This is a genomic window from Pseudoxanthomonas sp. PXM04 (assembly GCF_014851695.1).
Taxonomy (GTDB): Bacteria; Pseudomonadota; Gammaproteobacteria; order Xanthomonadales; family Xanthomonadaceae; genus Pseudoxanthomonas_A; species Pseudoxanthomonas_A beigongshangi.
On record NZ_JACVAG010000001.1, the window covers coordinates 661851 to 683492 of the forward strand.

General features: G+C 67.1%; 20 protein-coding genes. 13 read left to right on the forward strand and 7 right to left on the reverse strand.

Features of this window, described 5'->3' with window-relative positions; genetic code table 11:
• The gene (locus IB228_RS03185; RefSeq protein WP_183643053.1) at positions 1-783 is read right to left on the reverse strand and encodes an enoyl-CoA hydratase-related protein; all 783 of its coding nucleotides are present in this window, start codon (positions 781-783) and stop codon (positions 1-3) included.
• A 171-nt stretch (positions 784-954) separates the two neighbouring features.
• Here IB228_RS03185 and IB228_RS03190 point away from each other — a divergent pair, with 171 nt between their 5' ends.
• From IB228_RS03190 to IB228_RS03205, 4 genes are all read left to right on the forward strand, one after another.
• Positions 955-1656 (forward strand): FKBP-type peptidyl-prolyl cis-trans isomerase N-terminal domain-containing protein, encoded by a 702-nt coding sequence (locus IB228_RS03190; protein ID WP_183643050.1) that lies wholly within the window; start codon positions 955-957, stop codon positions 1654-1656.
• Between the two features lie 114 nt (positions 1657-1770).
• Positions 1771-2571, forward strand: coding sequence for a CoA pyrophosphatase (locus IB228_RS03195; RefSeq protein WP_183643047.1), 801 nt, complete (start codon positions 1771-1773; stop codon positions 2569-2571).
• Complete coding sequence (locus tag IB228_RS03200) at positions 2571-3425, forward strand: sulfurtransferase (RefSeq protein ID WP_183644755.1); 855 nt, start codon at positions 2571-2573, stop codon at positions 3423-3425. The genes IB228_RS03195 and IB228_RS03200 overlap by 1 nt, the downstream gene beginning before the upstream one ends.
• Positions 3426-3536: 111 nt before the next feature.
• Complete coding sequence (locus IB228_RS03205) at positions 3537-4874, forward strand: substrate-binding domain-containing protein (protein ID WP_183643045.1); 1338 nt, start codon at positions 3537-3539, stop codon at positions 4872-4874.
• 12 nt (positions 4875-4886) lie between these two features.
• Here IB228_RS03205 and IB228_RS03210 read toward each other — a convergent pair whose 3' ends face one another.
• Entirely contained in the window at positions 4887-5813 is a 927-nt protein-coding gene (locus tag IB228_RS03210) for a restriction endonuclease (protein WP_192197551.1), read from the reverse strand.
• Between the two features lie 18 nt (positions 5814-5831).
• A complete protein-coding gene (locus IB228_RS03215) occupies positions 5832-6608 on the reverse strand; it encodes an enoyl-CoA hydratase/isomerase family protein (RefSeq protein ID WP_192197552.1) in 777 nt (258 codons plus the stop codon).
• Positions 6609-6646: 38 nt separating this feature from the next.
• Here IB228_RS03215 and IB228_RS03220 point away from each other — a divergent pair, with 38 nt between their 5' ends.
• Entirely contained in the window at positions 6647-7093 is a 447-nt protein-coding gene (locus tag IB228_RS03220) for a copper chaperone PCu(A)C (RefSeq protein ID WP_192197553.1), read from the forward strand.
• Between the two features lie 117 nt (positions 7094-7210).
• Here the strand turns inward: IB228_RS03220 and IB228_RS03225 are convergent, their stop codons facing one another.
• Complete coding sequence (locus IB228_RS03225; protein WP_183643033.1) at positions 7211-7630, reverse strand: thioesterase family protein; 420 nt, start codon at positions 7628-7630, stop codon at positions 7211-7213.
• Entirely contained in the window at positions 7627-10551 is a 2925-nt protein-coding gene (gene uvrA / locus IB228_RS03230; protein ID WP_183643028.1) for an excinuclease ABC subunit UvrA, read from the reverse strand. The genes IB228_RS03225 and uvrA overlap by 4 nt, the downstream gene beginning before the upstream one ends.
• A gap of 380 nt (positions 10552-10931) precedes the next feature.
• Between uvrA and rplU the strand changes: the two genes are divergently transcribed.
• The 3 genes from rplU (at position 10932) to obgE (ending at position 12745) form a co-directional block, all read left to right on the forward strand.
• Entirely contained in the window at positions 10932-11240 is a 309-nt protein-coding gene (gene rplU / locus IB228_RS03235; protein WP_141453509.1) for a 50S ribosomal protein L21, read from the forward strand.
• Between the two features lie 12 nt (positions 11241-11252).
• Complete coding sequence (gene rpmA / locus IB228_RS03240) at positions 11253-11513, forward strand: 50S ribosomal protein L27 (RefSeq protein WP_183643025.1); 261 nt, start codon at positions 11253-11255, stop codon at positions 11511-11513.
• 179 nt (positions 11514-11692) lie between these two features.
• Complete coding sequence (gene obgE / locus IB228_RS03245; protein WP_141453507.1) at positions 11693-12745, forward strand: GTPase ObgE; 1053 nt, start codon at positions 11693-11695, stop codon at positions 12743-12745.
• A gap of 793 nt (positions 12746-13538) precedes the next feature.
• Here obgE and rpsT read toward each other — a convergent pair.
• Positions 13539-13808 (reverse strand): 30S ribosomal protein S20, encoded by a 270-nt coding sequence (rpsT, locus tag IB228_RS03250; protein WP_141453506.1) that lies wholly within the window; start codon positions 13806-13808, stop codon positions 13539-13541.
• Between the two features lie 110 nt (positions 13809-13918).
• On the opposite strand from rpsT, the gene murJ reads away from it, so the two are divergent.
• From murJ to ispH, 5 genes are all read left to right on the forward strand, one after another.
• On the forward strand, positions 13919-15529 hold the full coding sequence (gene murJ, locus IB228_RS03255) for a murein biosynthesis integral membrane protein MurJ (protein ID WP_192197554.1): 1611 nt from the start codon (positions 13919-13921) through the stop codon (positions 15527-15529).
• Between the two features lie 82 nt (positions 15530-15611).
• A complete protein-coding gene (locus IB228_RS03260; RefSeq protein WP_192197555.1) occupies positions 15612-16559 on the forward strand; it encodes a bifunctional riboflavin kinase/FAD synthetase in 948 nt (315 codons plus the stop codon).
• Positions 16556-19387, forward strand: a complete 2832-nt coding sequence (gene ileS, locus IB228_RS03265; RefSeq protein WP_183643016.1) for an isoleucine--tRNA ligase — start codon at positions 16556-16558, stop codon at positions 19385-19387. The genes IB228_RS03260 and ileS overlap by 4 nt, the downstream gene beginning before the upstream one ends.
• A gap of 290 nt (positions 19388-19677) precedes the next feature.
• Positions 19678-20187, forward strand: coding sequence for a signal peptidase II (lspA, locus tag IB228_RS03270; protein WP_192197556.1), 510 nt, complete (start codon positions 19678-19680; stop codon positions 20185-20187).
• Between the two features lie 80 nt (positions 20188-20267).
• Positions 20268-21218, forward strand: a complete 951-nt coding sequence (ispH, locus tag IB228_RS03275; RefSeq protein WP_183643010.1) for a 4-hydroxy-3-methylbut-2-enyl diphosphate reductase — start codon at positions 20268-20270, stop codon at positions 21216-21218.
• Between the two features lie 9 nt (positions 21219-21227).
• On the opposite strand, the gene IB228_RS03280 is transcribed toward ispH, so the two are convergent.
• Entirely contained in the window at positions 21228-21638 is a 411-nt protein-coding gene (locus IB228_RS03280) for a hypothetical protein (protein WP_343205576.1), read from the reverse strand.
• Positions 21639-21642: the final 4 nt, after the last annotated feature.

The window sequence follows — 21642 nt, forward strand, 5'->3', positions numbered from 1 at the left end:
TCAGCGGCCGGCGAACTGCGGCTTGCGGCGTTCCAGGAACGCGCGCGTGCCTTCGCGCATGTCCTCGGTCGAGAACATCAGGCCGAACTGCGCCGATTCGTACTGCAGGCCTTCCTCGATCGCGCATTCGCCACCGACGTGGATGACGTCCAGGTTGCCGCGCAGCGCCAGCGGCGCGGCCTGCGCCAACTGTTCGGCCCATTGCGTGGTTTCGGCTTCCAGCGTGTCGGCGGCGACCACCTTGTTGACGATGCCCAACTGGTACGCGCGTTCGGCGTTGATGGGCGCGCCCAGCAGGCACAGTTCCAGCGTGGCCGCGCGGCCGGCCAGGCGCAGCAGCCGCTGGCTGCCGCCAAAACCGGGGATCAGGCCGAGATTGATTTCGGGCTGCCCGACCTTGGCGTTGTCCGAGGCGATGCGCAGGTGGCAGGCCATCGCCAGTTCCAGGCCGCCGCCCAGGGCGAACCCGTTGATCATCGCGATCACCGGCTTGGGCAGGGTTTCGATGCGCCGCATCAGGCGTTGGCCGCGCAGGGAGAAGTCGCGCCCCTCGACCGCGCTCAGGGCGGACATCTCGGCGATGTCCGCGCCTGCCACGAACGCCTTGGGGCCGGCGCCGGTCAGGACCACCACCCGTACCGCCGGGTCCGCCGCCGCCGCTTCGAAGGCCACGAGCAGGGCGTCCAGGGTGGCCGCGTTGAGCGCGTTCAGTTTGTCCGGGCGGTTGACGGTGATGCGCCGGATGGCGCCCTGGTCGGTGACGGAAACGGGGGTGTCGGACATGCGCGGGAATCCCGGTAAATTCGTGAATTTTAAGTGAAATTGAACTCTTGGGCCGCCCCGTCGGTCGTAGCCGGCGGTTGTCAGTGGCGGTTAAGCGCCCTGGCCGCTATCCTAGCGCGTCCATTCGAGGCGGTACGTCCGCCCTGTACCACCACCCTGGAGAAATCGTTGATGAAGTTGCGTTCGTTAGTGGTCGCTGTCGCGGCATTCGCCATGGCCGGTAGCGCCCTGGCTCAGGACACCACGTCCGAGAAAGGCAAGTTGAGCTATTACTTCGGCTACGACTACGGCAACAACCTGGCGGAACTGACCGGTCGCGGCGAGCAGCTCGACATCAACACCGTCATCAAGGGCCTCCAGGATGCGTATGCCAAGAAGCAGCCGGCGCTGACCGCCGATCAGCTCAAGCCCGCGCTGGAAGCGTTCCAGAAGCGCGAGCAGCAGCGTGCCCAGCAGGCCAAGGCCGAGTACGACAAGGTCGCCGCGGAAAACAAGACCAAGAGCGATCAGTTCCTGGCCCAGAACAAGGCCAAGCAGGGCGTGCAGTCGCTGCCCAGCGGCGTGCAGTACCGCGTGATCGAAGCCGGCGCCGGCGCCAAGCCGACCCAGGCCAGCACGGTCAGCCTGGAAGTCGCCGGTCCGTATCCGTTCGGCCAGAAGCCGGCCGAGGCGCGTCCCGCCCAGCAGATGCCGAACGTGAAGGTCAGCGAGATCGAAATGCAGGCCATGCGCGAAGTGCTGCTGCAGATGCCGTCGGGCGCCAAGTGGGAAGTCGCGCTGCCGCCGGACAAGGCCTACGGCGCGGATCCGCGCACGGGCTTCCCGCCGAACGTGGCGGTGGTTTTCGAAATCAAGCTGCTCAGCACCAAGTAATTCCAGCAGTCGATTTTTCCCAGCAGTCCCGCTACGCCGGCCCCAGGCCGGCGTAGTGCGTTTTGCGCGGCACGGGCGCGGTTTTCGCGCTAGGCTGCGCAGGTATGAAGGTTCATGAATTCCGCTTTTCGCGCCGTGCTTAGCCCGTGCATCGGCGTCTGTACCCTGGGTGACGACGGGCTGTGCGAAGGCTGTCTGCGCACGACCGCCGAGATCGCCCGCTGGTCCCGAATGAACGATGACGAACGCCTGCGTCTGATGGAAACGGTGCTGCCCGCGCGCGAGCAGGGCAAGCTGCCGTTCGAGCAGCGCCTGCCCGAGGCCGCGCGCCTGCATCACGTGCTGCATCCGCTGGACCACATACCCACCGCGCGCGGCTGGAACCACGAGGAACTGCTGGACCTGTTGCCGCCGGGCGAACCGGCGGAAGCCGCGGTACTGGCCGGCCTGGTGCCGCGCCCGCAGGGCACGCAGGTGATCCTGACCAAGCGGACCGATGGCCTGCGCCACCATGCCGGGCAGGTGAGCTTTCCCGGGGGCCGCATCGAGGCGGCAGACGCGGGCGTGGTTGCCGCCGCGCTGCGCGAGACCTGGGAGGAACTGGCCATTCCCGCCAGCCAGATCGCGCCGCTGGGTTTCCTGGATCCCTTCACGACGATCAGCGGTTTCCGGGTGGTGCCGGTGGTCGCGGTGATCGATCCGGCCTACGTCGCCACCCCGGAACCTGGCGAGGTGGCGGACGTGTTCGAAGTACCGCTCGATTACCTGATGGCGCCGGCCAACCTGCGTCGGGTGGAAGTGGACTATCGCGGCCGTCGCCGTGCGGTGCTTGAGTACGGTTGGCCCGGCCAGCGCATCTGGGGCGCCACCGCCGCGATCCTGTACAACCTGAGGCAACGACTGGAGGGCGCGTGATGCACTGGACGACGCTGGTGGACGTGGATGCGTTGGCAGCGGCGCTGGACGATCCCGGCCTGCGGATCGTCGACGCGCGCTTTGCCCTGATGGATCCCGGCGCCGGTCGAACGGCGTACGCGGAGTCGCATCTGCCAGGCGCGGTGCATGCCGATCTCAACGAAGATCTGTCCGATCTGTCGCGTTCCGGCCTGGGCCGGCATCCGCTGCCGGAAGATGCCGCTTTTGCCCGACGCCTCGGCGAGTGGGGCATCGGGCCCCAACATCAGGTCGTGGTGTACGACGCCGGTGACGGCAGCATGGCCGCCGCACGGCTGTGGTGGATGCTGAGGCTGCTGGGCCACCGTCAGGTGGCGGTGCTCGATGGCGGCCTCGCCGCGTGGCGCGCGCGCGGCTTGCCGGAGACCGCGGAACCACCCCGGATCAACGCCCTCCCGGCGTATCCCGCCGGATTCGATGCGCGGCTCATCGCCGACGCCGACGAAGTGCGCCGGCGCCTCGACGAGGACAGCGGCTGGTTGTTCGATGCCCGCGCGCCCGAGCGTTTCCGTGGCGAGGTCGAGCCCATCGATCCGGTGGCCGGCCACGTGCCCGGCGCGCTCAATCGTCCTTTCGGCGCCAACCTGCGCGACGGCAAGTTCAAACCCGCCGCGGAACTGCATGCCGAACTGGCGCCGATGCTGGCCGGAAGGCGGCCGGATGATCTGGTGCTCATGTGTGGTTCCGGCGTGACCGCCTGCCACCTGCTGCTGGCGTTCGAACACGCCGGCCTGTCGGGCGCGCGCGTTTACGCGGGTTCCTGGAGCGGCTGGATCACCGATCCGGCGCGTCCGGTCGAACGCGGCGCGCGCTGACGCCGCTGTCGGCATCAGTCCGGCGTCATCGTTCCCTCCGAAGTCGCGTTCACCGTCATCGCCCTGTAACCGGACGCGGTCACTCTGCCGCGCTTCACAGGGGGATGATCGATGCTGCACCGTTTGCCGCGCGTCGCACTGGCGATGTGCCTGTTGTTGCCGGCCTGTCTGCCGGCGTCCGCGCAGGATGATGGCTCCGCCGAGCGTCTGCGCATCCATGGCTCCAATACGCTGGGCGACGCGCTGGTCCCGGCGATGGTCGAATCCTGGCTGCATCACATCGGCTATACCGGAATCCGCCGCAAGGCCGTATCCGCGCAGCAGACCGAGATCCGCGCGACCCGCGACGGGATGCCGCTGATCGTGGAAATCGGCAAGCGCGGCTCGGCGGCGGGGTTCAGCGATCTGGTCGAGGGGAACGCCGAGATCGCGATGCTGGCGCGCGCGCCGGACGCGGCGGAACGCGAGGCCGCCTGGCAATTGGGGGACCTCGAATCGCCGGATCAGGAATTCGTCGTCGCCGTCGACGGCCTGGCGGTGGTGGTCAATGAGCGGAATCCGGTCCGCCGCCTGTCGGTGGCGCAGTTGCGCGAGCTGGTCACCGGTCGCATCGGCGACTGGTCCGGGCTCGGGGGACGCAACGCGCCGATCCACCTGCATCTGGCGCGCGCGCCCAGCGGCAACCGCGATTTCCTGCGCGAGCGTGTGCTGGGGGCGGCGCCGGCGGCCGCGAACGCGCAGACGCATGCGACCCTGGCGCAGGCCGCGCGCGCGGTCGCGGCGGATCCGGATGCGGTCGCGGTGGTCGGGGTGGCCAGCGCGATCCCGCGCGGCACCCGCACGCTCGCCATCGCCGATGGCGGCCTGGCCATCCTGCCGACCCGGATCAACGTGATGAGCGAGGACTATCCGCTGGTGCGGCGCTACCGGCTCTACGGGGGGCCGCTGATGTCGGCGCTGGGCCGCAGCTTCGCCCAGTACAGCGTCGGCCGCGAAGCGCAGCAGGCGGTGGAACGGGCGGGATTCCTGGCGATGACGCTGCGTCCGGCAAGCCAGCCGCGCGCGCCGGATGCCGCACAACCCTACGGGCAGGCGGTGGCCGGCACCGAGCGCCTGCCGCTGAGCCTGCGCTTCAACGCGGCGTCGCTGACCACGTTCTTCGACAGCCGGGGTGCGAATGATCTGGAACGCCTGATCGCCTACATGCGGCTGCCGCAGAACCAGGGACGCCAGGTCACGGTGGTGGGCTTCTCGCACGACGACGGCAGCAACCGCCTGATCGCCACCGTGCGCAGCAACCAGCATGCCGACACGGTGGCCGACCATCTGGTCAAGCAGGGCATTCCGGTGCAGCGATCCATCGGCATGGGCGCCACCCGCGCACTGGGCGGCGGCGCCGACGCCGGCACGCGTTATCGAAACGAGCGCGTGGAAGTGTGGGTGAGGTGAGGCGGACGACCCTTAGGTCGATTCTTCATCGAAGTAGTCACTATCGATTTTGGGGATGCGCAGGGTGCGGGAAGAAACACCTACCTCGTGTTCGATCATGAGATCAGCCAGGCGGGCGCCATCGACCAGGATTACTCGTTCCACCGATCTTGCGAACTCGATGGCCTGGGTGGTGTAGGCCGAGGTCGTGATGAACACGCCCTTGTTCGCGCGCTGACCAGCCAATGCGCCGTAGAAGGCCTGTACTTCCGGACGTCCTACGCTCTGCTGCCAACGTTTCGCCTGAACATAGACCTTTTCAAGGCCCAGTTTGTCCAGCGAGATAACGCCGTCGATACCTCCATCCCCAGAGCCTCCTACGCGTTGGAGATCGGACCGGCTTGTTCCGTATCCCATGCGATGCAACAGATCCAGCACAATGGTTTCAAAGTAGGTTGGGGAGACGTTCGCGAGAGTTTCCAACAGCGCGGCGGCAACGGTGGTTCTGATCTCCGAGACGGCTTGGCCGAGGCGATCGTCGGGACTTGCCACGGCTAGCTCCTGCGGGTGGGGCGCCGCCGTCGGATGCCCCACGGGTGGAGAACTTTGAGGCTTGAGGCGCACATCGATGTAGCCGAGAGCGATCTGCTCGAGTTCGTCGGTACTCAAGGGTGCGGGATGGCGCGTTGCAAAGGTGCGTCCCTGTTCCGTGAGCTTCCAGAAGCCGTGCCGCGGGCTTGCGGAAAGGCCCGCGCGTTTGAGCCGATCATGTGCCCAGCCCGCGCGGTTCTTATAGATCGGCTGCACGCCGCTGGGCAGGACTTCGTGGCGATCCTGCTCGGAAATTCCTAGCGCATTCGCCGCTGCATCGTGCGCGTCCTTGGCCGGGGAACCTTCCGGATGGTTCGCCAGGAAACGCAGGATGGGTTCGATGAACTTGTCGTAGGTGGGAACTGCCATGTATGCACTCTCCGTCGATTATTTCTTCAGCTTGTCCACCAGCGCCTTCAGCGCGGTCTGGGTGTCGGGCGCGTCCCAGGCGTCGATGAAGCGGTCCAGTTGGATGAATTCCGGTGACATCGCTTCCACCACGTCGCGGCGGGCGATGGCACGGGTCTGCAGCATCGGATGGTGGGGCAGGCGCAGCAGGTTCTCCAGCCAGGCCAGCGCACGCGCATCGACCTGCTCCTGATCGGCCAGTTCGTCCACCAGCCCCAGTTCCAGCGCACGCTCGGCCGGCACCATCTCGCCGGCCACCAGCAGGCGTTCGGCGCGATGCGGGCCGACCAGTCGCCGCATCAGTCGCTGGATGCCTTCCGGCGCGACCAGGCCGACCTGGGTTTCGTTGAGGCCGATGCCGAAGGGACGCGCGGGATCCACGCTGCGGGCCATCACCCGGTAGTCGCAGCACAGCGCCAGCACGCAGCCGCCCGCGGGCGCGTGGCCGCCGATGGCCGCCGCCACCGGCACCCGCGAATCGGCCAGTGCGCGCGCCGCGCCGAAGAACGCCTGCCAGGCGTCCATCAGCGCGTGCCGGTTCTCGCCCAGCGACAGCAGGTAGGGCACATCCATGCCGGCGGAGAAGATCTTCGGGTTGCCGGCCAGCACGATGCCGCGCACGCCATCGCCCACGGCGGTATCGACCGCGTGGATCAGGGCGCGGCACAGTTCGGTGTTGAGGGCGTTGACCGGCGGACGCGCCAGCCGGATCTCGCGGACGCTGCCATGGTCCCGGGTTTCAATCAACGAGGACATTCATCTGCTCCAAGGGCGTGTGGGCCTATGATAGGCGCATGAATCGCCGCCTTGTATCCGCTCTCGTCCCGGTCGCGCTGCTGGCCGGCAGCGTCTCCGCCCATGCCGCCGAGTGCCTGCCCACGGCCCGCCAGGCGTGGATACGGCTGCCGCCATCGCCGGCCATGCCGATGATGGCCGGCTTCCTTCGCATCGATAACACCTGCGCCAAGGCGGTGGAAGTCGCCGGCGCCGACAGCCTGGCCTTCGCCGAGGTGTCGCTGCATGAATCGCGGCAGGTCGATGGCGTCAACAAGATGCGCGAACTGGAAACCCTGCCGGTCGCCGCCGGCAAATCGGTCGAGTTCAAGCCCGGTGGCCTGCACCTGATGCTGTACAAGCCCTACGCCCCGGTGAAGGAAGGCGACAAGCCGGTGATCACGCTCAAGCTGAAGGACGGCCGCAGCCTGCCGGTGACCTTCGAGGTGCGCAGGACGGCGCCGTAGCCTGTCCGTTTCGAAGCCAAGGGCAGCTTGTGGGAGCGACGTCAGTCGCGATGCTTTCCGATCCGGCAAAGAGCATTCGCGACTGACGTCGCTCCCACAGGGACGAACCTGACGTCGTCAAACGGACGCGTTGCGCACGGCGTCCGGCAGCGGCGCGCTCTTGCCTGTGTGGGTATCCATCCACACCACCACGACGTTGCCGTCGCAGTACAGCACGCCGTTCTGGTCGACGATGCGATGACCGATGGTGACGCTGCTAGTGCCCAGCCGATCCACGTACAGTTCTACCAGGATGTCGTTCGGCCAGGTCAACGGACGGCGGTAGTTGATGTTGTTGGCGGCGACCACGGGCGCGATGCGATCGGTCATCGAGACGCCCGGAATGTCGAGGATCCAGCGTACGCGCGCTTCTTCCAGATAGGACACGTACTTGGCGTTGTTGACGTGACCCATGCTGTCCATGTCGCGCCAGCGCACGCTGATCGGAATCGCCGCCAGCATCTTGCGGTCGGGGGAACTCTCGGGCGTCGAGGTCATTTGGCTTTCACCGCTTTCTTTTTCTTCTCGGACTTGCGCGGCGGCAGCACGTCGGGCTTGGCGACCGCGGCCGGCTTGCTGGCCTTGGGTGCCTTGCTGGCCGGCAGCAGCTTGGCCAGGAATCGGCCGGTATGCGAATCCGGATGCGCGGCGATGTCTTCCGGCGTGCCGCTGGCGAGGATGCGTCCCCCGCGATGGCCGCCCTCCGGACCCAGATCCACCACCCAGTCGGCGGTCTTGATCACGTCCAGGTTGTGCTCGATGACGACGATGGTGTTGCCCTCGTCGCGCAGCTTGTGCAGCACCGCCAGCAGGTGTTCGATGTCGTGGAAGTGCAGGCCGGTGGTCGGCTCGTCCAGGATGTACAGGGTACGGCCGGTATCGCGGCGAGACAGTTCCTTGGACAGCTTGACGCGCTGCGCCTCGCCGCCGGACAGCGTGGTCGCGCTCTGGCCCAGCTTGATGTAGCTCAGGCCCACGTCCATCAATGTTTCCAGCTTGCGTGCGATCGCCGGCACTGGCTCGAACAGCTTCAATGCGTCCTCGACGGTCATCTCCAGCACGTCGTTGATGTTGAAGCCCTTGTAGAGAATCTCCAGCGTTTCGCGGTTGTAGCGCTTGCCGTGGCAGACGTCGCAGGGCACGTACACGTCCGGCAGGAAGTGCATCTCGACCTTGATCAGGCCGTCGCCCTGGCAGGCTTCGCAGCGGCCGCCGCGCACGTTGAAGCTGAAGCGGCCCGGCGAGTAACCGCGCGCGCGCGCTTCCGGCACCTGCGCGTACAGTTCGCGCAGCGGCGTGAACAGGCCGGTGTAGGTGGCCGGGTTGGAGCGCGGGGTGCGGCCGATCGGCGACTGGTCGATGTCGACCACCTTGTCGAACAGGTCCAGGCCGACCACATCGCGGTACGGCGCCGGCTTGTGCGAGGCGCCGTTGATTTCATTGGCGGCCAGCGCGTACAGGGTGTCGTTGATCAGGGTGGACTTGCCGGAACCGGACACGCCGGTAACGCAGGTGAACAGGCCCGAGGCGATGTCCAGGTCCACGTCCTTCAGGTTGTTCCCGCTGGCGCCGCGCAGATGCAGCATCATCTTCGGGTTGGCCTTGTGGCGCGCCTTGGGCACCTCGATGCTGCGCTTGCCGGACAGGTACTGGCCGGTCAGCGAGCGCGGTGCCTTGAGGATGTCCTGCAGGCTGCCTTCGCCGACGATCTCGCCGCCATGCACGCCCGCGCCGGGACCGATGTCCAGCACGTAGTCGGCCGCGCGGATGGCGTCCTCGTCGTGTTCCACCACGATCACGGTGTTGCCGAGATCGCGCAGGCGGGTGAGGGTGCCGAGCAGACGTTCGTTGTCGCGCTGGTGCAGGCCGATGCTGGGTTCGTCCAGCACGTACATCACGCCGACCAGGCCGGCGCCGATCTGCGAGGCCAGGCGGATGCGCTGCGCCTCGCCGCCGGACAGGGTATCGGCCTTGCGTTCCAGGGTCAGGTAGTCCAGGCCGACATCGACCAGGAAGCCCAGCCGCTCGCCGATTTCCTTGACGATCTTGGCCGCGATCTCGCCGCGCCAGCCGGGCAGGGCCAGGCCGCGGAAGAACGACAGCGCCTCGTCCACCGGCATCACCACCAGCGCCGGCAGCGGCCGATCGGCGACGAACACGTTGCGCGCGGCCTTGTTCAGGCGGGCGCCGCCGCAGTCGGGGCAGGGCTGCTCGCTGATGTACTTGGCCAGTTCCTCGCGCACCGCCGGTGATTCGGTCTCGCGGTAGCGGCGCTCCAGGTTCGGCACGATGCCCTCGAAGCGATGCTTGCGCTGGGTGCGCCCGCCCGATTCGGTGAGATAGGTGAAGGTGATGACTTCCTCGCCGCTGCCGTACAGCACCGCCTGGCGGGCCTTCTCCGACAACGACTGCCACGGCGCATCCACGTCGAAGCGATAGTGCTTGGCGAGCGAGGCGATCAGCTGGAAATAGTAGGCGTTGCGGCGGTCCCAGCCGCGCACCGCGCCGGCGGCCAGCGACAGTTCCGGATGCACCACCACCCGCGCCGGATCGAAGAACTGGGCCACGCCCAGGCCATCGCAGGTCGGGCAGGCGCCGACCGGCGAGTTGAACGAGAACAGGCGCGGTTCCAGTTCCGGCAGCGAGTAGTCGCAGACCGGGCAGGAGTACTTGGACGAGAACAGCAGCGGATCGGTTTCCGGCTTGTCCAGCGACATCACCGAAGCCATGCCGTCGCCGAGCTTCAGCGCGGTTTCGAAGCTCTCGGCCAGGCGCTGCTTGATGTCATCGCGCGGCCGGAAGCGGTCGATGACCGCCTCGATGGTGTGCTTCTGGCGCAGCGCCAGCGGCGGTACCGCGTCGATTTCATGCAACTGGCCGTCCACCCGCACGCGCACGAAACCCTGCGCGCGCAACTGGTCGAACACCTGCGCATGCTCGCCCTTGCGCTCGCGGATGACCGGTGCCAGCAGCATGTAGCGCTGCTCGCCGTCCAGGCCCAAGACCTGGTCGACCATCTGGCTGACCGTCTGCGCCTCCAGCGGGTAGCCGTGGTCCGGGCAGCGCGGGGTGCCGACGCGGGCGTACAGCAGGCGCAGGTAGTCGTAGATCTCGGTGATGGTGCCAACCGTCGAGCGCGGGTTGTGCGAGGTCGACTTCTGCTCGATGGAGATCGCCGGCGACAGACCCTCGATGTGGTCCACGTCCGGCTTTTCCATCACCGACAGGAACTGCCGGGCGTAGGCGGACAGCGACTCGACGTAGCGGCGCTGGCCTTCGGCGTAGATGGTGTCGAACGCCAGCGAGGACTTGCCCGAGCCGGACAGCCCGGTGATGACAATCAGCTTGTCCCGGGGCAGGTCGAGGTCGATGTTCTTGAGGTTGTGGGTGCGTGCGCCGCGGATGCGGATGCTGTCCATGCCGTGGGGTGGCCTGTTCAGAAGGGAGGGAAGGGCTCCGGATCCGCCGGCGCGACCCGGTCGCGCCAGCGAATCGCCCAGCGTAGCGATTCCGGTATTTGGGGGCAAATCGCCGCCAGCAAAGGCCCGGCAGCGGACGCCGAGGGCGCCCGCTGCGCTCCCGTTCACGCCGTTGCCGGCCCGGCTGGCGGGCCCTTCCGGGCAGTGGAACCCGGTGGCGTCTCAGGGCCTGCGACCCGGGCGCGCTGGGCCACGGAGCCACCGGGCGGGCGGGAAGGGGGTGACTTGACCCTAAGCTGCTGAAAGCCCTACAATTCCGCTTCTGACCGCCCTCGATGGTGGTCGGGTTCAAGAGAATAACTACAGAAGAGGATTCACCAATGTACGCAGTTCTGGTCACTGGCGGTAAGCAATACCGCGTGATGAAGGGCGAGACTCTGCGCGTCGAGAAGCTCGATGCGGAAGCCGGTAAGGAAGTCACGTTCGACAACATCCTGATGCTGGGCGACGGCGAAAGCGTCACCCTGGGCGACGCGCTGAAGAGCGCGAGCGTCTCGGCCAAGATCGTCGGCCACGGCCGCGCCGACAAGGTCCGCATCATCAAGTTCCGCCGCCGCAAGCACCACATGAAGCGCCAGGGTCACCGGCAGCATTACACCGAAATCGAAATCACCGGCATCAACAAGTAAGGAGAATCAGTCATGGCACATAAAAAGGGCGTAGGCTCATCGCGCAACGGCCGCGACTCCAATCCGAAGATGCTGGGCGTGAAGGTCTATGGTGGCCAGGCGATCGACGCCGGCAACATCATCGTCCGTCAGCGTGGCACCCAGTTCCATCCGGGTTCGGGCGTCGGCCTGGGTCGCGATCACACCCTGTTCGCGCTGGTCGATGGCAAGGTCGAGTTCTCGATCAAGGGCCCGAAGAAGCGCCGCACCGTCAGCGTGGTCACGGAAGCCTGAGGCTCCGCGCACACGTAGCGAAGGGCCCCGCCGCGTGCGGGGCTTTTCGTTTCAGGGCCGGGATTGGGGATGGATGATTCGGGATTCGCGAAAGGCGGATTCCGCGCCGGTTCCCTTCCTGCTCCATCCGGAGAAGCAGCCTTGCTTGTCCGAATCTCCAATCCCGAATCCCCAATCCCATGAAACTCGTAGACGAAGCGGAAATCCAGGTCATCGCCGGCAACGGCGGCAACGGTTGCATCGGCTTCCGGCGCGAGAAGTTCATCCCGCTGGGCGGGCCGGACGGTGGCGACGGCGGTAGCGGCGGCAGCGTCTGGCTGGTTGCCGACGAGAACCTCAACACCCTGGTGGATTTTCGCCACGAGAAGAATTTCCGCGCCCAGCGCGGCGAGAACGGCATGGGCCGGCAGATGTACGGCAAGGCCGGCGAGGATCTGACCATCACCGTGCCGGTCGGCACCGTCATCACCAACGTCGAGACCGATGAGGTCATCGGCGACCTGACCCGCCACGGGGATCGCCTGCTGGTCGCCAAGGGCGGCAAGGGCGGCCTGGGCAACATGCATTTCAAGAGTTCGGTGACCCGCGCTCCGCGCAAGGCCACGCCGGGCGAAGAGGGCGAGCAGCGCCTGCTGAAGCTGGAGTTGAAGCTGCTGGCCGACGTCGGCCTGCTGGGCTTCCCCAACGCCGGCAAGAGCACCTTCATCCGCGCGGTCTCGGCGGCCACGCCGAAAGTCGCCGACTATCCGTTCACCACCCTCTATCCGAACCTGGGCGTGGTCAGCGTCGAGGCGCACCGCAGCTTCGTCATCGCCGACATTCCCGGTTTGATCGAGGGTGCCGCCGACGGTGCCGGCCTGGGCGCGCAGTTCCTGCGCCACCTGCAGCGCACCCGCCTGCTGCTGCACCTGGTGGACATGGCGCCGATGGAAGGCGGGGTGGAAGGCATCGCCCCGGCCGAACAGGTCCGTGCCATCGAGCAGGAACTGATGAAGCATGATCCGGAACTGCTGGAGAAGCCGCGCTGGCTGGTGCTCAACAAGGCCGACCTCATGTTCGAGGACGAGGCCCGCGAGCGCGCCGAGCAGATTGTGGCCGAGCTGGACTGGATGCATCCCTGGTACCAGATTTCCGCGATTTCGCGCGAGGGCACCTGGCCGATCATGCAGGACGTGATGGCGTTCTTCGATCGCCAACGCGAAGAGGCCGAAGAGGCCCGGAATGCCGGCTGAGCCAGCGCCTCCTCGACACCGCGCTTCGCCTCTTCCCCCGCATGCGGGGGAAGGCCGGAATGGGGGCAAGCCGGAACCCGTGGCAGGTGTGCAGCCAACCACATTTCGAGTGAGGAAGGCTCGGGATGCTCGCAGGTTTTCGTACGCGCGAAGCGAGTCGATTCCGTTCCGCCCCCACCCCAGCCCTCCCCCGCAAGCGGGGGAGGCAGCAGATTCTTCCAACGCAACCGTCAGCATGAAAAGGCCCGGAATGCGGGCTGAGGCAGCGCCTCCCCGACACCGCGCTTCGCCCCTTCCCCCGCATGCGGAAGGCCGGGATGGGGGCAAGCCGGAGCCCGTGGCAGGCGTGCAGCCAACCACATTTCGAATGAGGAAGGCTCGGGATGCTCGCAGGTTTTCGTCCGCACGAAGCGAGTCGACTCCGTTCCGCCCCCACCCCAACCCTCCCCCGCAAGCAGGGGAGGGAGCAGATTCTTCCGGCGCAACCGTCAGCATGAAAAGGCCCGGAATGCGGGCTGAGGCAGCTGCTCAGATGCTCTCCGCTTCGCCCCTTCCCCCGCGTGCGGGGGAAGGCCGGGATGGGGGCAAGCCGGAACCCGTGGCAGGCGTCCAGCCAACCGCATTTCGAGTGAGGGAAGCTCGGGATGCTCGCAGGTTTTCGTCGGCACGAAGCGAGTCGACTCCGTTCCGCCCCCACCCCAACCCTCCCCCGCAAGCGGGGGAGGGGGCTGGATTCCGGGCAACAAAAAACCCGGCCGGAGCCGGGTTTTTTTGCTTTCCCGTGGACGCCTGGTCAGGCGGCCTGGAGCGCCTTGATGCGGGCGGTCAGGCGGCTCTTGTGGCGGGCAGCCTTGTTCTTGTGGATCAGGCCGCGCGAGCTGTAGCGATCCAGGATCGGCTGGGCGACGGCGAAAGCGGCCTGCGCGCCAGCGGCGTCGTTGGCGTCAAGCGCCTTGAGCACTTTCTTGACGGCGGTGCGCAGCATGGAGCGCTGGGCAGAGTTGCGCGCATTGCGCACGACGGTCTGCTTGGCGCGCTTCTTGGCGGACTTGATATTGGCCACGATGGGTTCCTGAAAGCTGTGATAATGGGGTTACGGGAAAATAGACAAAAAAGTATGGACTATTCAGCAGCTTGCGTCAACCTGGGTCAACCGGCAGGGGAGGCCGCCCGATGAGCGGCAACCGGCTCCTGCGCTCCAGTGCCATTTTCAGCGCCATGACCTTCCTGTCCCGGCTGTCCGGGCTGGTCCGGGACCAGGTCTATGCCGCCGTGTTCGGCGCCACGGCCGCGATGGACATCTTCTTCATCGCGTTCAGGATTCCCAACTTCATGCGCCGGCTGTCGGCCGAGGGCTCGTTCTCGATGGCCTTCGTGCCGGTCCTGGCCGAGTACAAGGAAAAGCACGGCCCGGAGGCGGTCAGGGAACTGATTGACCGGGTCACCGGCACCCTCGCCGCGGCGCTGCTGGTGGTGACCGCCGTGGTGCTCCTGCTGGCGCCACAACTGGCTTTCGTGATCGCGTCCAAGTACACGGGCGCGCACCACGACATGCTGACCGAGATGCTGCGCATCACCTTCCCGTATGCGTTGTTCATCTCGCTGGCCTCGTTGGTGGGCAGCATCCTCAACAGTTACCAGCGCTTCGCGATTCCGGCGCTGTCGCCGATCCTGCTGAACCTGTCGATGATCGCGGCGGCATGGTTGGCCTACGTGAGTGGCGCCTCGGTGATGATGCTGGCTTGGGGCGTATTCGTCGCCGGCATCCTGCAACTGGTCTTCCAGTTGCCCGCGCTGGCGAAGCTGGGCCTGCTGCCGCGTCCGAAGCTGGGCCTGGCCCATGCCGGCGTGCGCAGGATCATGACGCTGATGGTGCCGACCCTGTTCGGCTCCTCCGTGGTGCAGTTCAACCTGCTGTTCAACACCTGGGTGGCGGCGTTCCTGCTGAGCGGCAGCGTCAGTTGGTTGTACTACAGCGATCGCCTGTTGGAGTTCCCGCTGGGCATGTTCGGCGTGGCCATCGGCACGGTGATCCTGCCGCATCTCTCCAGCCGCCACGCGGCGACCGATCCGGAGGGCTTCTCCAAGGGCCTGGATTGGGGCTTCCGGCTGTGCCTGATGATCGGCGTACCGGCCTGCATCGGTCTGGTCGTCTGCGCCGGCCCGCTGATGGCGACGCTGTTCCAGTACAACAAATTCACCGCTTTCCATGCCCAGATGAGCACCTGGAGCCTGATGGCGCAGTCCACCGCGGTGCCGGCGTTCCTGCTGGTCAAGGTGCTGGCGCCGGCCTTCTACTCGCGCCAGGACACCCGCACGCCGGTGAAGGCGGCGGTGGTGTCGGTGCTGGTGAACGCGGCCGCCACGATCCTGCTGTTCGCCGGCCTGCTGCAGTTCACCGACATCGGCCAGGCCGCCCTGGCCAAGGCCGACGGCCGGTACCTGGACGCGCTGGCGCATATCCCGGGTGCGCACGCGCTGCTGGCCTTGGCCATCGCCATCGCCGGCTGGGCCAACGCGGTGCAACTGGCGTGGTACCTGCGCCGGGCCGGGGTCTATCGGCGCCAGCCGGGCTGGGGCCGGTTCCTGCGCCAGATCGGCCTGGCCTCGCTGGCGATGACCGTGGTGCTGCTGGCGCTGCGCTGGGTCTGGCCCGACTGGTCCCACTGGGCCTGGTGGGAACGTGGCTGGCGGCTGGCGGTACTGGTGGGCAGTGGTGGAGCCCTGTATGGCGCGCTGCTGTGGCTGCAGGGCATCCGTCCGCGCGATCTGCGGGGGCATTGAGACCGGACAGGGCGGCTATACTTCGGGATTCGCGCGTTTCGCGCCGGCCTGCCCGCAATGGCGGCCATCCAACCAGGAATATATGAGCAGGCTGTTTCGTGACGTCGACGGTGGACCGCTGGGTCCCCGGGGAAGCGTGGTCTGCATCGGCGCTTTCGACGGCCTGCATGGCGGTCACCGGGCGCTGGTGCGCCACACGGCCGCGCGCGCGCGCGCATTGGGCGTGGACGCGGTTGCGTTGACCTTCGAACCGCTGCCGCGCGAGTTCTTCGCCCGCGAGAATCCGCCGCCGCGCCTGACTTTGGCCCGCGCCAAGGTCGAAGGCCTGCGCGAACTGGGTGCCGATACGGTCGGCCTGCTGCGCTTCGACGCGGCGATGGCGGCGATGAGCGCGGAGGATTTCGTCCGCCGGATGCTGGTGGAACGGTTGTCCGCGCGCGAAGTCTGGATTGGTCCCGAGTTCCGCTTCGGCCACCGGCGCGGCGGTGATCTGGCGCTGTTGCAGGCGATGGGTGCCGAGCTCGGCTTCACCGCCAACGAGATCGAAGCGGTGCAGTCGCAGGGCGAGCGCATTTCCAGCACCCGCATCCGCGAAGCGCTGAAGCAGGGCGACTTCGCCGATGCCGCGCGCCTGCTCGGCCGGCCCTACGCGATTGGCGGGCGGGTGGTGCGCGGGCAGCAGCTCGGCCGCACGCTCGGTTTTCCGACCGCCAACCTGCGCTTTCCGAAGACGCCCGCGCTGTCGGGCATCTACGCGACCTGGGTGCATGGTGTGGCGGAACAACCATGGGCTTCCGTGTCCAGTTTCGGCACCCGTCCCACCGTGGACGGCGTGGAGCCGCTGCTGGAAGCGCACCTGTTCGATTTCGCCGGCGACCTGTACGGGCGCCACATCGAAGTCGAATTCGTCGCCAAGCTGCGCGATGAACTGAAATTCCCCGATCTGCCCAGCCTGACCGAGCAGATGCACCGCGACGCCGAACAGGCGCGCGCCCTTCTTTCAAACGACAACCAACGAGCAACGGCGTGAGCCAGGACTACAAAGCCACCCTCCACCTGCCGGCGACGGATTTCCCGATGCGTGGCGATCTGCCCAAGCGCGAGCCGGACACCCTGGCGCGCTGGGAAGCCGACGGCCTGTACGCGCAGCTGCGCGCCAACGCCAAGGGCCGCCCGCTGTTCGTGCTTCACGACGGCCCGCCGTACGCCAACGGCGCGATCCACCTGGGCCACGCGGTCAACAAGATCCTCAAGGACATCATCGTCAAGTCGAAGTACCTGGCCGGCTTCGACGCGCCGTACATCCCGGGTTGGGACTGCCATGGCCTGCCGATCGAAATCGCCATCGAGAAGAAATACGGCAAGGTCGGCGTCAAGCTGGACGCGGTCGAGTTCCGGCAGAAGTGCCGCGAGTACGCCGAATCGCAGATCGATCTGCAGCGCAAGGACTTCAAGCGGCTAGGCGTGATCGGCGACTGGGACAACCCGTACAAGACCCTGGATTTCCGCTTCGAGGCCAACGAGATCCGCGCGCTGGCCAAGATCGTCGCCAACGGTCACCTGACCCGCGGCGTGAAGCCGGTGCACTGGTGCTTCGATTGCGGCTCGGCGCTGGCCGAGGCGGAAATCGAATACCAGGAGAAGGACTCGCCTGCCATCGACGTCGCCTACACCGTGCGCGACCGCAAGGCGCTGGCGGCGGCGTTCGGCATCGAGGTTCCCGACGATGTGGAAGTGGCGGTGCCGATCTGGACCACCACGCCGTGGACGCTGCCGGCTTCGCTGGCGGTCTCGCTGGGGCCGGATCTGGAATACGCGCTGGTCGAGGGACCGGCCCACCACGGCAAGCGTCGCTGGCTGGTGCTGGCCGACGCGCTGGCCGCGCGCGCGCTGCAACGCTACGGCGTGAATGAAGCGGTGGTGCACGCACGTACCGCCGGTTCGTCGCTGGAGGGCGTGGTGCTGTCGCATCCGTTCTATGCCGAGCGCGAGATTCCGGTGCTGCTGGGCGATCATGTGTCGGCCGAGGACGGCACCGGCGCCGTGCACACCGCGCCCGGCCATGGCCAGGAAGACTTCGTGGTTGGCCAGCGCTATGGCCTGATCGACAAATACACCACTGGCCAGCTCAATCCGGTCGACGGTCGCGGCGTGTACCTGCCGTCCACGCCGCCGGCAGGCGAAACCGCGCTGGCCGGGCTGCATATCTGGAAGGCCAACGAGGCGCTGGTCGAGGTGCTGCGCGACAGCGGCGCCTTGCTGGCGTTCGCCAAGCTGACCCACAGCTACCCGCATTGCTGGCGGCACAAGACGCCGATCGCGTTCCGCGCCACCCCGCAATGGTTCATCTCGATGGAGCAGGCGCACCTGCGCCGCGACGCGCTGGCCGCGATCAAGCAGGTCGGCTGGTTCCCGCAGTGGGGCGAAGCGCGCATCGCCGGCATGGTCGACGGCCGCCCGGACTGGACCATCTCGCGCCAGCGCACCTGGGGCGTGCCGATCGCGCTGTTCGTGCACCGCGAGACCGGCGAGCCGCATCCGCGCAGCGTCGAATTGATGCAGGCGGTGGCCGATCGGGTGGAGCAGGGCGGCGTCGATGTCTGGTACACCCTGGACATGGCCGAACTGCTGGGCGACGAGGCCGGCGACTACGAGAAGATCACCGACATCCTCGATGTCTGGTTCGACTCCGGCGTGACCCATGAAGGCGTGCTGCTGGAACGCGGCCTGGGCAAGCCGGCGGACCTGTACCTGGAAGGCTCGGACCAGCACCGCGGCTGGTTCCAGTCCTCGCTGCTCACCGGCGTGGCCATCGACAAGCATGCGCCGTACCGGCAGTGCCTGACCCACGGCTTCACCGTGGACGAACACGGCCGCAAGATGTCCAAGTCGCTCGGCAACGGCATCGAGCCGCAGGACATCATGAAGAACCTGGGCGCGGACATCCTGCGCCTGTGGATCGCCTCGGCCGACTACAGCAACGAGATGTCGCTGTCGCAGGAAATCCTCAAGCGCAACGCCGACGCGTACCGCCGCCTGCGCAACACCGCGCGCTTCCTGCTGGGCAACCTGCACGGCTTCGATCCGGCGCGCGACCTGCGTCCGCTGGAGGACATGGTCGCGCTGGATCGCTGGATCGTGCACCGTGCCTGGGAAGTGCAGGAGAAGATCAAGGCCGCCTACGATCGCTACGACTTCGCCGAGATCGTGCAGGCGCTGCTGAATTTCTGCAGCGTGGATCTGGGCTCGCTGTACCTGGACGTCACCAAGGACCGCCTGTACACGATGCGCGAGGACTCGCGCGGCCGTCGTTCGGCGCAGAGCGCGATGTACCGCATCGCCGAGGCGTTCGTGCGCTGGATCGCGCCGGTGCTCAGCTTCACCGCCGACGAGATGTGGGGCTACCTGCCCGGCGAGCGCACCGGCAACGTGCTGTTCGCCACCTGGTACGACGGGCTGGCGCCGCTGCCGGCGGACGCCACCCTGACGGCGGCCGATTTTGACCAGTTGCTGGCCCTGCGCGAACAGGTCGCCAAGGTGCTTGAGCCGATGCGCGCCAACGGCCAGATCGGCGCGGCGCTGGAAGCGGAGATCGCGGTGTCGGTGAACGCCGCGCTGGCCGCCAAGTGGCAGCCGCTGGCCGAGGAACTGCGCTTCTTCCTCATCAGCGGCGACGTCAGCGTCGGCGCGGTGGAGGCGGACGAGGTGTTCGTGCTGGCCCAGCCGACCGACAAGGCCAAGTGCGTGCGCTGCTGGCACCACCGCGCCGACATCGGCGCCAACCCGGCCCACCCGGAACTGTGCGGCCGCTGCGCCAGCAATGTCGACGGCCCCGGCGAAGACCGCCGCTGGTTCTGACCAAACCCCTTCCCCCGCCCAGCGGGGGAAGGTGGCGCTCAGCGCCGGATGGGGGCAGCACGACGGTTCCGAAGTCCCCACCCGGAACCCCGGAACCGCCCACCCAAGCCCACAAGTCAGCCCCCCTCCAGCCACCCCTTCCCAGAATGCCTCCCCGATAGGCCCGGCTCGGCGCCTTCGGTCCTCCTTCCAAACACCCGGCGGAAGGGCATCAAGCGCCGTAACCGTGCCGCTTTACCCGGCATACTCACTTCTCCAGAACACACCCTCCAGAAACCGCGACCCGACCCATGAGCCAAACCGCCGTCAAACCCAACGCCCTGATCTGGCTGCTGCTCTCGGCTGTCATCATCGGCCTGGACCAGTGGACCAAGGCCTGGGTGCTGGCCTCGCTGCCCGAGTACACCGCCGTGCCGGTCATCGAAGGCTTCTGGAACTGGTTCCGCACCTACAACACCGGCGCGGCGTTCAGCTTCCTCAGCGGCGCCGGCGGCTGGCAGATCTGGTTCTTCACAGCGCTGGCGATCGGCATCTGCGGCCTGCTGACCTTCTGGCTGGGCCGCACCCCGCGCGGCGACTGGCGCCAGGCGCTGCCATACTCGCTGGTCATCGGCGGCGCGCTGGGCAACGTGGTGGATCGCCTCATCCACGGCCACGTCATCGACTTCATCCAGTGGTACTGGCGCGACCATTACTGGCCGGCGTTCAACCTGGCCGATTCGGCGATCGTCGCCGGCGCCGTCGGCATCGCCCTGTTCGGCCTGTTCGACGGCAAGCGCAACAAGCCCGCCAAGGCTTGAGCCAGGGCCGGGTGAAGGGGATTCCGGGCCGGAAGCGCCGATTCACCGTTCCCGCCGCCGGCTCCGGTAAAATCGCCGGCATGGATGTCCTGCTCGCCAACCCCCGCGGCTTCTGCGCCGGCGTCGACCGCGCCATTGAAATCGTCAAGCGCGCCATCGAGACCCTCGGTGCGCCGATCTACGTGCGCCACGAAGTCGTGCACAACCGCTTCGTCGTCGATGACCTGCGCAACCGCGGCGCAGTGTTCGTGGAGGAGCTGGACGAAGTGCCGGACAACGCCACCGTCATCTTCAGCGCGCACGGCGTCTCGCAGGCGGTCCGAGCCGAAGCCGACCGCCGCGGCCTGAAGGTGTTCGATGCGACCTGCCCGCTGGTGACCAAGGTCCATCTGGAAGTGGCCCGCCATTGCCGTGCCGGCCGCGACGTGGTGCTGATCGGCCATGCTGGCCACCCCGAGGTGGAAGGCACGATGGGCCAGTGGAGCCGCGAGGGCAGCACCGGTCGCATCTATCTGGTCGAAGACATCGACGATGTCGCGCAACTGGAAGTCGGCCAGCCAGGCAACCTGTTCTACACCACCCAGACCACGCTGTCGGTGGACGACACCATCGGCATCATCCAGGCCCTGCAGGCGCGCTTCCCGGCCATCCAGGGCCCCAAGAACGACGACATCTGCTACGCCACCCAGAACCGCCAGGATGCGGTGCGCGATCTGGCCAAGCAATGCGATCTGGTGCTGGTGGTCGGCTCGCCGAACAGCTCCAACTCCAACCGCCTGCGCGAGCTGGCCGAGCGCGATGGCGTGGAGTCCTACCTGATCGACGGCGCCCACGAGATCAACCCGGCCTGGGTGCAGGGCAAGCAGCGCATCGGCGTGACCGCCGGCGCCTCCGCGCCGGACATCCTCATCGACGGCGTCATCCAGCGCCTGCGCGATCTGGGTGCCGCCAGCATCGGCGAACTCGACGGCGAACCGGAAAACATGGTCTTCGCCCTGCCGAAGGAATTGCGGCTGCAGCTGGTCAGCTGAGCGCGCCGCTCAGTTTTCCTGCGCGGTCGCTTCCGGTTCCTTCTGCCGCGCCCAAAATTCCACGACGATGGTCATTATTGTCCAGACCAGCAGGGTCGGCTGGATCTTGTCCGGGACCAGATCGGGCGCCCGCAGGAGAAAACCCATCACGTAAGGGAAAAGCAGCGCGTTGACGAGCCCGAAGATCGCGTAGCTCACCCGGTTACGGCTCGATGAAATGAACAGGATCGTGATGACGTTCCCGGCCAGGCAGAACAGCATGACGCCGAATTGCCACGCGTCCAGCTTTTCCGTGCCGGTCAGCACCAGCCCGAGCACCGCGCCGAAAAACATGTTCAATCCGTTGAGGTTGGCCTGATACTCGCCGGTCGACATGCGACCCAGGCCCAGCCTGCGCATCAGTGTGGGTTGCGTGCTCACGTAT